Here is a 17336-nt window from a genome sequence, read left to right on the forward strand (position 1 = left end):
AGTCATGAAAAATTTTAAAACTCTCTTAAGGAGGTATGTTTTGGTGTTTTTAATCGCCATCGTATCTTCTGTAAATGCTAAAAACATTTACGTATCGAAAAACGGGAATGATTCTAATCCCGGAACACAAGCCAAACCTTACAAAACTATTTCAAAAGCATCTTCAGTTGCGCAACCAGGCGATGTTATTGTTATTGGAGGAGGTACCTATGAAGAAGTCATTAGACCAGCTAGGTCGGGGCAAGCTGGTCAACCGATTACATATACTTCAAAACAAGGAGAAAAGGTGATCATCAGTGCGATGCAGGCGCTTAGCGGTTGGCAAAAAGACAATGGAGCTATTTACAAAACCAAAATAAATTGGGATTTAGGACAAGAAAACTTTGTTTTAAATGGAAATACAGCGATGGATTTAGCTAGATGGCCTAATAATACAGATGGAGATCCTTTTACATTAAATTCTCGTAGAAATGATGGAGGTAGTGGAAGCAATGTCGTTAACGGAGCTTTTTTAACCTCTTCACAAATACCTAATATTAATTGGTCAGGAGGATCCGTTTTCTTTTATGGTGATAAACCTGGATCAGGGTGGATTGCCTGGAAAGCATTTATTAATAGTAGTTCTTCAGGAAGGGTGAATTTTACACTTGATAAAAATCCTGCATGGATTAGAACGTTTCATGCTCCAGCTGATAAAGGAGATTTTTATTTAGAAGGAGTAAAAGGGGCTCTAGATTATCAAAATGAATGGTGGTTTAATAAGCAAACAAAGGAACTATTTGTGCAAATGCCAGGTGGGCAGGCACCAGTTAATGGGGTTGTGCAAATGAGAAGAAGAACAACAACTGTAGATCTAAGTGGAAGAAGTTTTATTCATATCAGAAACCTCGCTGTTTTTGGAGGATCGATTAATATGCCTAGAAATTCAAACAATAATGTGATTTATGGTGTTTCTTCTTTCTATGGGAATCATACACAAGGAGTTCAAAAAGGTTTTTCCGCCAATAAACAAAGCGTTTTAATGGAAGGGAATAATAATACTATAGAGCGTTGTGAGATAGCTTTTGGAGCTGCTAATGGTATCAAAGTAAGTGGAGATAAAAATAGAATCCTTAATTCTAGAATTCATGATTTTAATTATATCGGATCTTATGATGCGCCTATAAATGCTAGAGGTGGAAAAAATACACTTTTCAAAGGAAACACAATTTTTAGAGCCGGAAGAGATGGTATTCAATTCTTTAATAATAGAAGTGAGTTTGCTTATAACGATGTATACAGGTCAAACTTAATTAATGATGATTGTGCCTTGCTGTACACGGTAGGTGGACCGCATTATGGAGAGATTCATCATAATTGGTTTCATGATAGTGAAGGTAGAGGAAAATTAAGAAAAGCTGCAGCCATATATTTGGATAATGATGCAGAAGCATTTTCGGTACATCATAATGTAGTATGGAATGTAGAGTGGACTGGAGTCCAGATTAATTGGAATGGTAAAGACATTGATATTTTTAATAATACTTTAGTTAAGACAGAAGGAGGAGCAATGGGAGCTTGGCATAAGCCAGGAACAGCATTTTCAAATGTAAAAGTTTGGAATAATATTGCCGATGTTAGAACTGAAGATGACCCTTCTACACAGGAAGACGAAGGTACTTTTGAAAGAGATGCAGATAAACAAAATAATGTAATTACTAAATTAGGATATACGAACTACAACGGAAATGATTTTACGTTAAGGTCAAACTCCCCAGCCGTAAATGCTGGTAGAAGAATATCAGGTATAACCGATGGTTTTGTAGGATCTGCACCAGATGCCGGGGCATATGAATATGGAGGAACAAAATGGGTTCCTGGAATCAACTGGAATGCAGATTTAGGTCCTACAGGAAATGGATGCTATGGACTACCAGGAGAAGATTGTAATGTTAGTACTACTCCTGATGAGGTTACTTTTGTAAATCCAGCAACGACTATTCAACCACAAACTTCCTACGATTTTAAAGTGAATTATAGTGCTTCCACGAATAGAGAAATTGTGGTAGAATTTTGGTCATCAACTGGCTGGTTAGGTCAGCAGATGGTTACCGTGAATGCAGGAACAGGAACAGCAAATGTTACCGTTGATTTAGCATCTGCACCAACTCCAGGTACTGGATATATCTACAAAGCACATATAAGACCAGTAGGAACTACTTGGCAAGAAGCTATCGATAGAGATCAGGTAGAAAATGTAACTGTTGCGAACCAAACATTTGCAGATAAGGTTTTCTTTAGCAATGCACCAACTACTATTGTACAAGCTACTTCATATTCATTTGATATTAATTATGAAGCTTCTACTACCAGAGATATCATCGTAGAGTTCTGGTCATCTACAGGTTGGATTGCACAACAAAATGAGCAAGTTGCCAAAGGTTCAGGTACAAAAACAATTACTGTTAATCTACCTAGTTTACCTGCAGCAGGAAGCGGATATGTTTATAAAGTTCATATCAGGCCATTAAATTCATCTTGGCAAGATGCTATCGCTAGAGATCAGGTAAATAATGTTACGGTAAATGCTCGTTTTACTCAGTTAATTTCAAATGGTATTTATCATATAGAATCTCCTCAGAATAATGAAAGATTATTAGCTCGTGCCTTAGAAAGCCATAGTGCCAGAATGCATAAGCCAGCAAATTTTGATGATCAGAAATGGGATATTAAGCATGTGAGTGATAATTCATATACCATTAGAAACGTGGGGACTAATAGATATTTAGAAGTTCCTTATGCTCGTTGCGAAAATGGAACCAATGTGGCTACTTGGACCGATGATGTAGATTCACATAAAAAATGGAAAATCGTTACGAATGGCAACGGTATTTATGGGATAAAACCAATGCATTGTTTATCGAGAGGTTTGGACAGAGCAGGAGGAGCAGTTGGAGCAAACGCTATTATCTGGAATTATAGTAGTACCAATGCAAATCAAAAGTGGAAGATTTTATCTGTTGGAAACAGACAGGATCCTACATCAGATGATTCATTATTAGCAGTATATCCAAATCCATCCAAAGAATCGATTGCTATTTTAGGAGTTGAGGTTAATGATATTGTTACCATTTATGATATCACTGGAAAAACAATTAAGAAAGCGAAACTTACTTCTGTAGATGAATTGATATCAATTTCAGACATGGAATCTGGAGTTTATATCTTATCTGTCTTCGGAAAGAGTAAAACACAATTTGTAAAAGAGTAAATCAGCTAATTAGATTAATTTATAATAATCAAACCATGAAAATTAAATTTTTAATTGGCTTTCTCTGGGTAGTTTTTACCCAGAGTTTACTTGCCAAAGACTATTATGTCGCAACTAACGGGAATGATAGTAATAATGGTTCTTTAGGTAGTCCTTTCAAAACTTTTGCTAAAGCAGTTTCAGTAATGAAAGCTGGTGACGTATGTATTATCAAAGGAGGAGTGTATACAGAGCCTTTAATAATTAATAAAAAAGGAACTCCGAATAGTTATATCACCTTTAAAGCAGCAAATGGAGAAAATGTAAAAATCAAGGCAACAAAGTTTATAAATGGATGGCAATTACATGCAGGTAATATTTATAAAGCTTCTGTTAATATGACCATTGAAGAAAGGTTCCGGAATGTGTACCATAATCAGCAATATATGGATTTGGCGCGATGGCCAAATAATGTTGATAATAATAGATTTACGGTAGATTGTAAGTTTGTTGATAATGGGGGTAGTAATTATTTCAGTGTTTCAGGGGTACCAAACTTCGATTGGACAGGCGGATTAGTGTATTATATAGGAGGACATTCTGGTACAAGTTGGACGAGAAGAATTACTCGTAGTACCGGAAATAGAATTGAACATGCAGGAGTGAATATTAATAAATGGCCATTCAATCCTCATAACCCGACAATTGTAAGAAATGGACATAGAGGACAATTGTATCTGTTTAATAAGTTAGAAGCCTTAGATTATGCCAGAGAATGGTATTATGATACTTCTACTAAAACGCTTTATTTTCAGCCAGCTAATGGTAAAAAACCTGCTAATAATACTGTAGAGTATGCTACTCGTAAATTTATTGCTGAAATAAAAGGAGATTATGTGAAAATTCAGGGTATTGAGTTTTTTGGAGGAAGTGTAAAGATCAATGGACGTTCTAATATCTTTGAGAGTAATAAAGTAATCCATGGTAGCGAAGGTTTTGATAATATAAATAGTACGAGTGCAGGTGTAGGTGAATCCTCAATTGAAGTTTTAGGACCAAATACCATTATAAGAAATTGTACTGTTAATCATAGTTCTGCAAATGGAATTTCGGTTCAGAGTTGGGCAAATGCTCATAATTCTATTATCGAGAAAAATACTATTTCTAATATCGATTATTTAGGAATTCATGCAACACCAATTAGAACGAGAGCCAATAATGTAAAAGTCCTAAAGAATAAAATAATCAACTCAGGACGAGATGGAATGTACGTTAGTGGAGATAACTGCGAAGTTGCTTATAATGATGTATCGAGAGCGCAGTTAATTAATGCTGATTCAGGAGTTTTTTATACGGTTGGTGACGATAGACGAAAAGGAACAGAAATCCATCATAATTGGTTTCATGATTCAAAACCACCTTCATATGCTGGAAATAAAGCGGCTGGGATATACCTAGATAATAATAGTAAAGGATATGTTGTCCATCATAATGTAGTTTGGAATGTATCCTGGACCGGTTATCAGGTAAACTGGAATAATGAACATTTAGACTTTTTTCATAACACTATCTGGAATGCAGGAGAAGCAATGGGTTCATGGGTAAATGGTTATCCACAAAGTAATAATAGAGTTTATAATAATTATTCGAATAAAGAGGGATGGCATGAAGCTCCAGGATTTGATTACAAGAATAATATTATAAGTGCTACTTCTCCATTTGAGAATGCAAATGGTCTAAATTTTATGCCAAAATCTAATGGATCTGTAGTAAATAGTGGAAGAGTAATTGCAGGATTCGAAAAAGCTTATAAAGGTTCTGCACCAGATATTGGAGCTTACGAACGAGGAGGAACGAGATGGACCGCAGGAATTGATGCAATAGAAGATACAGGAGAAGGAGATGTAGCTAATGATCAAATAGCATTTATCAATCCTTCCACTACAATTGCTTCTCAAACTTCCTATGATTTTGAAGTACAATACAGTGCAGATTCCAATAGAGATATTGTGGTACAGTTTTGGTCAGCTACCGAATGGTTAGGTCAAAAGAGAATTACTGTTGGAAGTGGTTCTGATACAGCTAGAATCACCGTAGAATTGCCTACTGTGCCTAATCCAGGGACTGGCTATGTTTATAAAGCAGATATTAGACCTGTAGGAACTAGTTGGCAAGAGGCAATTGATACAGATCAGATTAATAATGTAACTGTGCAAGGCCAAATATTTGAAGATAAAATATCTTTTAGTAATTCTCCGAATAGTATGGTACAAGCCACTTCTTATACTTTAGATGTAAACTATGCGGCTTCTTCTAATAGAGAAATTGTAATGTCTTTTTGGTCAGCTACAGGATGGATTGCAGCGCAAGAGGAAGTAGTAGCAGCTGGAAATGGATCTAAAGCAATTACAATCGATCTTCCGAATATGCCACAACCTGGCCCAGGATATTTATTTAAGGTTCATATTAGACCTGTAGGAACCGGTTGGCAAGATGCATTAGCTGCTGACCAGACAAATGATATTACGATTACTAAGCTTTTTACGCAGTTAATCCCAAATGGTATTTACCATATTGAATCTCCTCAGAATAATGAAAGATTATTAGCTCGTGCCTTAGAAAGTCATAGTGCTAGAATGTATAAACCAGCAAATTTTGATGATCAGAAATGGGAGATTAAGCATGTAAGCGATAATTCATATACCATTAAGAATGTTGGGACTAACAGATATTTAGAAGTTCCTTATGCTCGTTGTGAAAATGGAAGTAATGTGGGTACTTGGATCAATGATGTAGATTCTCATAAGAAATGGAAAATCGTTAAGAATGGGAACGATATTTATGGAATAAAACCAATGCATTGTCTATCGAGAGGTTTGGACAGAGCAGGAGGAGAAGTTGGAGCAAATGCTATTATTTGGAATTACAGTAGTACCAATGCAAATCAAAAATGGAAGATTTTATCTGTTGGAAACAGACAGGATCCTACATCAGATAATTCATTAGTAGCTGTATACCCAAACCCTTCCAAAGAATCTATTACTATTCTAGGAGTTGAGGCTAATGATATTATCACCATTTATGATATCACCGGAAAAACAATTAAGAAATCCAAACTAATTTCGGTAGATGAATTGATATCAATTTCAGATATGGAATCTGGAGTTTATATCTTGTCTGTCTTCGGAAAGAGTAAAACACAATTTGTAAAAGAGTAACATACTCTGAGAACTATTCAATTCAAAGAAAACATTCCTTATGCGGTTATCAAGAATATGGTAAGCGCGTAAGGTGATGTTAGCGAACTAAACCGATTGATATTTTAGATCAAAATTTTTAGGGAAATTATCTTTATCCAGAGCAAAAAAAATCTTGATATAGTCCTAAATTATATAATGGTCTCAAAATATCCAACGAATTCTTTTTGAATCCTAGCGATTAATAAAATAGAAAAACAACTTTTAAATGTAGTTTATACATTTAAAAACCAAAAACTACTCAAAAACCATGAAAACTAACCAAAAACTTCAATTCATATTGCAAAAATATGTTTTGATATTATTCTTAACGCTAGCGTCATCGTTATGTGCTAAGAATATTTATGTTTCCAAGAACGGGAACGATAATAATCCCGGAACCCAAACTAAACCATATAAGACGATTGCAAAAGCTTCTTCGGTTGCTCAAGCAGGAGATGTGGTGATCATTGGAGGAGGAACGTATGAAGAATTGTTACAACCTGCACGGTCTGGAACAGCAGGAAATCCAATAATATACAGATCCAAGACAGGAGAAAAGGTAATCATAACAGCAATGCAAGCTGTTAACAATTGGACGAAAGACCAAGGAAAGATCTATAAAGCACAAGTGTCTTGGGATTTAGGACAAGATAACATGGCACTACATAAGGATCAACTGATGGATCTTGCTAGATGGCCCAACAATGTAACCCAAAACCTATTCGAGCGTGATTATTTACCTGCTTGTAATCGAGGTGCCGCAGGTGGTGGAAAAACTTGGTTAAATTATAATGGAAGTCAATCCAATGGGCATGCGACAAGTATTCCTCATGCTGGTAAATGGGAAAATGGAGGTTCGATTCACTTTTATGGTGGAGCAGGATTTTTAGCCTGGACAGATTATGTAACCAATTCCTCTTCAAATAGAGTAGACTTCAAATTGCAAAGAGCACAAAACTGGATTCAATTAAGACATAATCCTGGATATACTGGACACGGTATCAAAAAAGGAGAGTTTTTTCTTCAAGGGATAAAAGAGGCTTTGGATTATAAAAATGAGTGGTTTTATGATAAAAAAAATAAAACACTTTATGTTCAAATTGAAGGTGGAGGAGCACCAGCAAACAATTCTATTCGTTTTAGAAGAAGAACACAAACTATAAATCTAAATAAAAATTACATTCACATTGAAGGAATAGCTGTTTTTGGCGGTTCCATTGATATTAGTGGTAATAATAATAAGTTGTACGCGGTTTCAAGTTTTTATGGTAATCATACTTTAGGTGTTATCAATGGGTTTGACTCAAGACGACAAAGTGTTCTGATCACTGGTAATAGAAACCTTATCGAAAAATGCGAAATTGCTTGGGGAGCAGGAAACGGAGTTTATGATAAAGGGGATGATAATAGATTGTTGAATTCTTATGTTCATGATTTTAATTATTTAGGAAACTATGATTGTGTGCTAAATACTCGTGGAGCAAAACGAGGAAAATATAGAAACAATACCCTAACTAGAGCTGGTAAAGATGTAATTCAAGCATATGTTGATGGTGGAGAGTTTGCATATAATGATATCAGTCATAATAACTTTATCGCCGATGATGGAGGACTACTTTATACGACTAATGCAAGAGCTGCTAAATCATCTATTCATCATAATACTTTTCATGACTCTAAAGCTCGAACTGGTAGATTTAAAGGAGCAGGAATTTATTTAGATAACGATTCTAAAAATTGGGATGTCCACCATAATGTTGTATGGAACACTAAATGGACCAACATACAGATTAATTGGGATGGCACAAACCTCAATATTTTCAATAACACCTTTGCTAAAGGTTCTGCAACCATGGGAGCATGGCACAAACCAGGTACTCAATTCAGTAATGTAAAAGTTTGGAATAACATTACAGATAAAGAAGCTACAGATCAAGATGGAAATCAAGAAACTGAAAGTACTTGGGAGCCACAGTCCGATAAGCAGAATAACTTAGTAAGCAGCAATTCTTTTAAAAACTATAATAATAATGATTATACCCTAAAATCAGGAGCTCAAGCAATTGATTACGGAAGAGTGATTAGTGGATATACAGATGGTTATCAAGGAAACAAGCCTGATGTAGGAGCTTATGAATTTGGTGTACCACCATTTAGAACAGGAATCAACTGGAATGCAGATTTAGGTCCTACAGGAAATGGATGCTATGGACTACCAGGAGAAGATTGTAATGTTGGTACTACTCCTGATGAGGTTACTTTTGTAAATCCAGCAACGACTATTCAACCACAAACTTCCTACGATTTTAAAGTGAATTATAGTGCTTCCACGAATAGAGAAATTGTGGTAGAATTTTGGTCATCAACTGGCTGGTTAGGTCAGCAGATGGTTACCGTGAATGCAGGAACAGGAACAGCAAATGTTACCGTTGATTTAGCATCTGCACCAACTCCAGGTACTGGATATATCTACAAAGCACATATAAGACCAGTAGGAACTACTTGGCAAGAAGCTATCGATAGAGATCAGGTAGAAAATGTAACTGTTGCGAACCAAACATTTGCAGATAAGGTTTCCTTTAGCAATGCACCAACTACTATTGTACAAGCTACTTCATATTCATTTGATATTAATTATGAAGCTTCGACCACCAGAGATATCATCGTAGAGTTTTGGTCATCTACAGGTTGGATTGCACAACAAAATGAGCAAGTTGCTAAAGGTTCAGGTACAAAAACAATTACTGTTAACCTACCTAGTTTGCCTGCAGCAGGAAGCGGATACGTTTATAAAGTTCATATTAGACCATTAAATTCCTCTTGGCAAGATGCTATTACTAGAGATCAGGTAAATAATGTGACAGTAAATGCTCGTTTTACTCAGTTGATTCCAAATGGTATTTATCATATAGAATCTCCTCAGAATAATGAAAGATTATTAGCTCGTGCCTTAGAAAGCCATAGTGCCAGAATGCATAAGCCAGCAAATTTTGATGATCAGAAATGGGAGATCAAGCATGTGAGTGATAATTCATATACCATTAGAAACGTGGGGACTAATAGATATTTAGAAGTTCCTTATGCTCGTTGCGAAAATGGAACCAATGTTGCCACATGGACCGATGATGTAGATTCACATAAGAAATGGAAAATCGTTACGAATGGCAACGGTATTTATGGGATAAAACCAATGCATTGTCTATCGAGAGGTTTGGACAGAGCAGGAGGAGCAGTTGGAGCAAATGCTATTATCTGGAATTATAGTAGTACCAATGCAAATCAAAAGTGGAAGATTTTATCTGATGGAAACAGACAAGATCCGACAACAGATAATTCATTATTAGCGGTATATCCAAATCCATCCAAAGAATCGATCGCTATTCTAGGAGTAGAGGCTAATGATATTGTTACCATTTATGATATCACTGGTAAGACAATTAAGAGAGCGAAGCTAACTTCTGTAGATGAATCGATATCTATTTCAGATATGGAATCAGGAGTCTATATCTTATCTGTTTTCGGAAAGAGTAAAACACAATTTGTAAAAGAGTAAATCAACTAAAATAATTTCAGAACCTATAACAATGGGGAGATGAATCCTTCTCAATACCTCTTTTTCGATTCTTAAAATATTTTGTAAACAATAAACAAATAAGTTAAATAAAAGTTAAAAAATTAAATCAATTTAGTAGGATTATGATACTCAAGGATTCATTTTAAGTAAAAATAGAATAGAATAACATAATGGTTAACTATCGAATTCTAGATAAAAGTTAACGAATTCTATTCGCGAAATATCGTTTAATAAATTCTTAAAAAAAACAGAAATTTTTGGCCCTTTAACTCAAGAACTTTTTAAAACGTTTAATACGTGTTAAAAGCTGTTAACTGGATGGTTATGTGGATTTTAGCATTGGAATTTAACGCAATAAAATCCGTTCTTTGAGGTCTTACATAAACTCATACATATTTAAAAACTACACACGCAAAAAACAATTTAAAATTATGAAATTAACCAAGTTTAATGCTTTCTTAGCATTGTTATTCTTAGGATTTTTAGTCCAAGGACAAACCCCAGAAGGAGAATTAAAACGGTGGCATAAAGTCACCTTGACATTTAACGGACCTAATACGTCCGAAACAGCAAGTCCCAATCCATTTTCAGATTATCGTTTGGATGTAACATTTACACATCAAGGCAGTAATGCCAGTTATACAGTACCAGGATATTTTGCAGCTTGTGGTAATGCAGAAAATAATGGTTGTAATTCAGGAAATAAGTGGAGAGTACATTTTGCTCCTGATAGAACAGGTACATGGAATTGGTCAGCTTCCTTTAAATCTGGTTCTAATGTAGCTATTAATGGAGGAGGTTCTAATGCAGGATTTATGAATGGAGATACTGGATCTTTTAATGTAGCAGAATCAAACAAGTCTGGAAGAGACTTTAGAAGTAAAGATCTTGGAAGACTAAAATACATTGGAGAACATTACTTAAAGCATGTTGGATCAAATCCAGGTAGCCCTAACGGACCTTGGTTCGTAAAGGCAGGAGCAGATTCACCGGAAAATGCGTTCAATTATGTTGATTTTGATGCTACACCAAGTTATAACAACAACCTTAATAAAATAGGAAATAAAACTTGGCAACCACACCAAAGAGATTATGTAGCCGCTGATGCTTCTGCATATACTTGGGGAAATGGTAAAGGAACCGAAATCTTAGGTATGATCAATTACCTTTCTAGCGAAGGAGCTAATGTTGTTTCTTTCCTAACCTGGAATACTTCAGGTGATGGTGGAGCAGTTTTTCCTCATGTACTAAAAGTTTCTGAGCAAGAGTACGGAAATACTTCCAGAGCACAGCAGTGGAATAAAGTACACCACGATAGATTTGATGTATCTAAAATGGCTCAGTGGGAAAAAGTGATGGAGTATGCCGATAAAAAAGGAGTATATCTGCACTTTAAAACCATGGAGACAGAAAATGATAATAAAATGGATGGTGATAATTTCGGTAGAGAAAGAAAATTATACTATCGAGAATTAATTGCTAGATTTAGCCATCATTTGGCATTAAACTGGAACTTAACAGAAGAAACAACGTTAAAAGATCAAGTTGCAAAAGCGACTGCTACCTATATCAAGAATATTGATCCATATGATCACAATATTGTGATTCATACATATCCAAATCAGCAAGATCAACGATATAATCCATTATTAGGAAACAACTCTGATTTAACAGGAGCTTCTATTCAGACAGGGAAGAACAATGTTCATAATGACGTAAGAAGATGGCTAGAAAAATCCAGAAACTCCGGTAAGAAATGGGTGGTTGCCAATGATGAGCAAGGACCAGCATCTACAGGAGTTAGAATTTCTGACAAAGAAGTAAGACATAGAATCCTTTGGGCTACTTTAATGGCAGGAGGAACAGGAGTAGAATATTATAGCGGTTATACCAATGATGATGGTGATATTAATGGTAATGACCATAGAAAAAGAGGTAATAAATATAAAGAAGGAGGTTACGCTCTTAATTTCTTCAATCGTTACTTACAATCTAATATGGTAAATATGGTAAGTTCTGATGGAGTCACATCAGATAGTAATGATTACGTATTTGCTAAGGCAGGAAGTGTATATGCGGTTTATAGACCTGATGGTGGATCTACAGGATTAAATTTACCAGGAGGTAATAATAAATATGATGTACAATGGTACAACCCACGTTCTGGTGGGAATTTATCCGCGAAACAAACACTAGGAAACAATTTAGTTGCTCCAGATAATAATGACTGGGTAGCATTAGTAACCAGTAAAGATGGTGATAATAATGGAGGAGGAAATTGTGGTACAATTTCTATGCAAGCAATTACAGATTTCCCTACACTTTCGGTTGCTGGTTTTTCACCTGCTTATAAAGATAATGCCCGAAATGCCTTAGCAATTAATGCTGCACAATACAAAGATAAGTTTGCTGCTGCAGAAGCAACTTTTAATGGAGAATCAGGGACTTATGATATCAATTTAGCTACGCTCACAGAAATTGATGGTGAATCAACATATAGAGTTTCTGTTAATGGAACACGCATTGGTGAGTTTGTAAACCCAACAACCAGCACGGATTATACTGCATCAGGTACAACTTTTACAGGTATTCAGGTTACTAAAGGAGATAAAATTAGAGTAGAATTTAACTCTCATACCAATGGTACCATACCAGAAGGTAATAGTACTGCATATTCTAGAGGAAGATGGACAGCTTTAAACTTCACTTGTACCGACAACGGAGGTGATGGAGGCGACGGCGGAGACGGCGGTGGCGATGGAGATAACTGTATCCCAACGGAACAAAATGGAATCGTAGCCGTAGAAGCAGAGAAGTTTGAAAGCCAAACTAAAGTAGCTGATAGAAAATGGTATGTATTAGATGGTAGTGGGGCTTCAACTCCTACACCAGACCCAGATCCAGATCACTCTAATGGAGCTAGTGGAGGAGGATACTTAGAAATCTTACCAGATACGCGAGTAACTCATAGTGATCCATTAGTAAATGGAGTAAGTTTTTCTAATACTCCTGGACAAGTAGCGATCATCGATTACAAAGTTAAGTTTACGAGTGCAGGAAGATATTTTGTATGGGTTAGAGCACATTCTACTGGATCCGAAGATAATGGAATTCATGTAGGATTAAATGGAAACTGGCCATCATCAGGTGCCAGAATGCAATGGTGTGCTGGTAAAAACCAATGGACTTGGGAAAGCAAGCAAAGAACCAATGCAAATCACTGTGGAGAAGCACAAAAGATCTATTTAGACATTCCTTCTGCAGGAGTGCATACAATCTCTTTCTCTATGAGAGAAGATGGTTTCGAAATGGATAAATTTGTGTTATCAAAAGCATATAATAAGCCATCAGGTGCAGGACCTGAGGTATTCTATACAGATTGTCAGGATCAAAATACAGCTCCTCAAGTTTCTGTCACGTCTCCTGCCAATGGAGCAAGCTACGATATAGGTCAAACAATTCCATTAGTGGCAAATGCTTCTGATAGTGATGGATCTATTGCAAAAGTTGAGTTTTATATCAATAACAACTTAACAGCTACAGAGCAAGTTGCGCCTTATGAAACATCAACAACCATCAATAGTGCTGGTAGTTATACAATTACTGCAAAAGCTACTGATAATGATGGAGCAACAAAGACGTCTTCTCCAGTAACTATTACTGTTAAAGATGATTCTACTCCACCAACTGATGCAATCGATATTCCTGGTTCTTTTGAAGCAGAAGATTTCGAATTAAAATCAGGAAGTGTACGAATAGAAAATACTCCAAATAGTACTGGTAAAAACCTAGGGTTTATTAATAATGGAGATTTCGTATCATACAACGTGAATGTGGATACAACTAGCGAATACACTCTTGATTTCTATGCTTCTAGTAAAGGAACAGGTGGTACTGTGGATATTCTTGAAGCAGGAACAGTTGTAGGATCTGTATCAATACCAGTTAATGGGCAATGGCACGATTACAAGAAGTATTCTACTTCAGTGTCTCTTTCTTCGGGAGAAAAAGAATTGAGATTCGTATTCAAAGGAGGAGCAGGATATCTCTATAATGTAGATAAAGTGGTTGCGACAAAAATACAGCCAGTAGAGCAAACCGTAACGCTTACTCCAATACATGATGCATACATGCAAGGATCAACAAGATTCAATAACGATATGGTTCGTGTAGAATCAAATAAGAGAACAGGATATTTAATGTTTGACCTTTCTTCTATCAACGGAACCATTACCAAAGCAGATCTTAAGTTCACTGTATATTCTGATCCTGGAAATGGAAACATTAGTATAACTAAAGGAAACAGTAATAACTGGACAGAAGGTAATTTGTCAAATTCAAACAAGCCTGGAAAAGGAACTCAGTTAGGATCTCTAAATGCTAATTTTCCAGAAGGTAGCACAAAGACGATTCCACTAAAAACTGGACAGATATCAGGAAATAGACTTTCATTGATTATTGATGCGCTTTCAGGAAATGATTTTGCTTTTGCATCTAAAGAAAATGGATCTGTATCGAAACCTCAGTTAGTAATTACATATACTACAAATAGAGATGATGGACAGGTAGAAGATGATATTACATTATATCCAAATCCAGTTGTAGATATAATCAATATTTCTGGTTCTACTGCAGGAAAGACAATCAAAGTATTTAATACCGTAGGTGTTCTTGTAAAAGAAGTAGCATTAACGGATGGTCAAAATACTGTTGATATGAGCAACTTGTCATCTGGATATTACATTATAAATATCTTAGAAGCAGGTAAAACGAATAAGGTTCTTTCTGCTAAGAAAGTATTAAAACGTTAATCAAATTCTTTCATCTTTTATTAGATCAAAATAGAATTAAAGAGAATAATAGGAAAATAGGCGGTCATTTTGGGACCGCCTTTTCCTCTAATGTATTATCAGTATAAATGGTAAAAGGTTTTAAATTTTTTACCTCAAAACATTTAGATATTCTCTTGTTATGCAATCTGCACAAGATTGAGTTTTGATCTAAAAATAAAACGATTTTAATCATGAAAAAAAATAACAAATCAATCATATTCTTATTGTTATGTATGCTAACAGTAAGTGTTTTTGCGCAACCAACACCTCCAAATGGAAAGAAATGGGAAAAAATAGACATCATGTCTGATGAATTTAATGGTTCTTCATTAAATACTAATAAATGGGCAATAAATAGTCCTCAATGGGAAGGTAGAAAACCGGCCAGATTTGAAATATCTTCAGTTTCTGTTGGTAGCGGAAACCTTAAGATTTCTGCTTCTAAAAAGACCAATCCATTCAACGGTTGGACTCATAACGGAGGTCTTGTTAGATCCTTAACAAAAAATACATACGGATATTACGAAACCCGAATGAAAGGTAATAAAACCTTTATGTCATCTACCTTTTGGCTTATTAATCAACGAAATGAAGGTAGTGGATGTAATCTTCGTGTAACAGAGTTAGATATTACAGAGACGGTTGGTGTTAATTCTAATGGAGCAAATTGGGTGAATAATATGATCACCAATATGAATTCTAATACACATAGTAGAAATACCAATTGTAATAATACACCTGTTGGACAGCAGGGAAACAAAGCTCCATTAGGAGAAGCTTCTTGGAAGAATTATCATACTTATGGAGTTTGGTGGAAAAGTAAAAGTGAGATTTTATTTTATCTAGATGGTCAGTTTGTTGGACAAATAAAGCCACCAGCAGATTTTAATCTTCCAATGTATTTACGCATGGTGGTCGAGACTTATGATTGGAATCCACCAAAAAATGGTCAGGATGGAATGAATGATTCTCTAGAAAATCGTACTACCTACTATGATTGGGTACGTTCTTATCGATTAGTGGATGATACAAATCCTAATACTCCTCCAACAGTTAATGTTACTGCACCTGCAAATGGAGCAAGTTATCAGGTGGGTCAAACGATACCTCTAAAAGCGAATGCGTCCGATAGTGATGGATCTATCTCCAAAGTGGAATTTTTTATAAATAATGGTTTAACAGCGACAGAGCAGGTTGCTCCCTATGAAACAACAACGGTTATTAATACAGCAGGAAGTTACACTATAACAGCAAAAGCCACGGATAATGATGGCGCTACAAAAACTTCTCAGCCAATTACGATTACTGTTAAAGATGATTCCACTCCACCAACTGATGCAATTGCGATACCAGGTTCTTTTGAAGTGGAAGATTTTGAAGCTAAATCAGGTAGCGTAAGAATAGAAAATACTCCAGGTACCAATTCTGGTAAAAATTTAGGATATATAAGGAATAATGATTTTACGACCTATAAAGTAAAAGTAAATGGAACTAGCCAATATACTGTAGATGTTTATGCTTCAAGTCAAGGAGCTGGTGGTAAAGTTGATATTTTAGAATCGGGGAATTTAGTAGGTTCGGTAAATATCCCGGTTAATGGACAATGGCATGACTATAAGAAATACTCCACAACAGTTTCTCTTTCTTCAGGTGAAAAAACTTTAAGATTATCGTTTAAGGGAGGTGCTGGTTATTTGTATAATATCGATAAAGTTGTAACTACAAAAATTCAACCTGTTGAGCAAACGATAACACTAAGTCCGATACATGATGCGTATATGCAAGGATCTACTCGATATAATAATAGTATGGTTCGTATAGAATCAAATAAGAGAACCGGATTCCTAATGTTTGATCTTTCTTCCATTAACGGAACAATTACAAAGGCTGACCTAAAATTCACCATATTTTCTGACCCAGGAAATGGTAACATTGCAATCAATAAAGGAAATAGTAATAACTGGACTGAAGCTAATTTATCCAATTCAAATAAGCCAGGAAAAGGAACACAATTAGGTTCATTAAACGCTAATTTCCAAATTGGAGCTACGAAAACAGTACCTCTAAAGACTGCTCAAATTTCAGGGAATAGACTTTCGTTAATCGTGAGTGCACTTTCAGGAAATGATTTTGCATTTGCTTCCAAAGAGAATGGATCTGTTAGCAAACCACAATTAGTAATTACATATACTGTCAACCGTGATAATAATGATGCAAATGAAATTGTATCACTATATCCAAATCCAGTAATCAATAGCATTAATTTTTCTCAAGAAATGACAGGAAAGACGATTAAGGTCTTTAATGTTCAAGGATTATTAGTAAAAGAGAAATTGATGAAAGAAGGAGAGGATTTTATGGACGTGAGTAGTTTGTCATCTGGATATTATATCGTTAATATTTTAGAAGCAGGAAAGACAAATAAGAATATCAAGTCTATAAAAATAATCAAACAATAGTTT

5 protein-coding genes are annotated in these 17336 nt (G+C 35.4%); all 5 read left to right on the forward strand.

What is annotated here, in order from left to right:
* Positions 1-4 precede the first annotated feature (4 nt).
* The 5 genes from Q1B37_RS11725 (at position 5) to Q1B37_RS11745 (ending at position 17333) form a co-directional block, all read left to right on the forward strand.
* A complete protein-coding gene (locus Q1B37_RS11725) occupies positions 5-3250 on the forward strand; it encodes an RICIN domain-containing protein (RefSeq protein WP_299898840.1) in 3246 nt (1081 codons plus the stop codon).
* A 35-nt stretch (positions 3251-3285) separates the two neighbouring features.
* Positions 3286-6447 carry an RICIN domain-containing protein gene (locus Q1B37_RS11730; RefSeq protein WP_299898842.1) on the forward strand — a complete coding sequence of 1054 codons (3162 nt, stop codon included), beginning with the start codon at positions 3286-3288 and terminating at the stop codon, positions 6445-6447.
* A 289-nt stretch (positions 6448-6736) separates the two neighbouring features.
* Positions 6737-10021 (forward strand): RICIN domain-containing protein, encoded by a 3285-nt coding sequence (locus Q1B37_RS11735; protein WP_299898844.1) that lies wholly within the window; start codon positions 6737-6739, stop codon positions 10019-10021.
* A gap of 452 nt (positions 10022-10473) precedes the next feature.
* A complete protein-coding gene (locus Q1B37_RS11740; RefSeq protein WP_299898846.1) occupies positions 10474-14853 on the forward strand; it encodes a carbohydrate-binding protein in 4380 nt (1459 codons plus the stop codon).
* Positions 14854-15065: 212 nt separating this feature from the next.
* Positions 15066-17333 carry a carbohydrate-binding protein gene (locus Q1B37_RS11745; protein ID WP_299898848.1) on the forward strand — a complete coding sequence of 756 codons (2268 nt, stop codon included), beginning with the start codon at positions 15066-15068 and terminating at the stop codon, positions 17331-17333.
* The last annotated feature ends 3 nt before the right edge of the window (positions 17334-17336 follow it).

Source organism: uncultured Aquimarina sp. (assembly GCF_947492965.1).
Classification (GTDB): Bacteria; Bacteroidota; Bacteroidia; order Flavobacteriales; family Flavobacteriaceae; genus Aquimarina.

Bases quoted from the DNA above. Each gene is read 5' to 3' on its own strand.
- Q1B37_RS11730 (WP_299898842.1), top strand. From the start codon at position 3,286: ATGAAAATTAAATTTTTAATTGGCTTTCTCTGGGTAGTTTTTACCCAG.
- Q1B37_RS11745 (WP_299898848.1), top strand. From the start codon at position 15,066: ATGAAAAAAAATAACAAATCAATCATATTCTTATTGTTATGTATGCTA.
- Q1B37_RS11735 (WP_299898844.1), top strand. From the start codon at position 6,737: ATGAAAACTAACCAAAAACTTCAATTCATATTGCAAAAATATGTTTTG.
- Q1B37_RS11740 (WP_299898846.1), top strand. From the start codon at position 10,474: ATGAAATTAACCAAGTTTAATGCTTTCTTAGCATTGTTATTCTTAGGA.
- Q1B37_RS11725 (WP_299898840.1), top strand. From the start codon at position 5: ATGAAAAATTTTAAAACTCTCTTAAGGAGGTATGTTTTGGTGTTTTTA.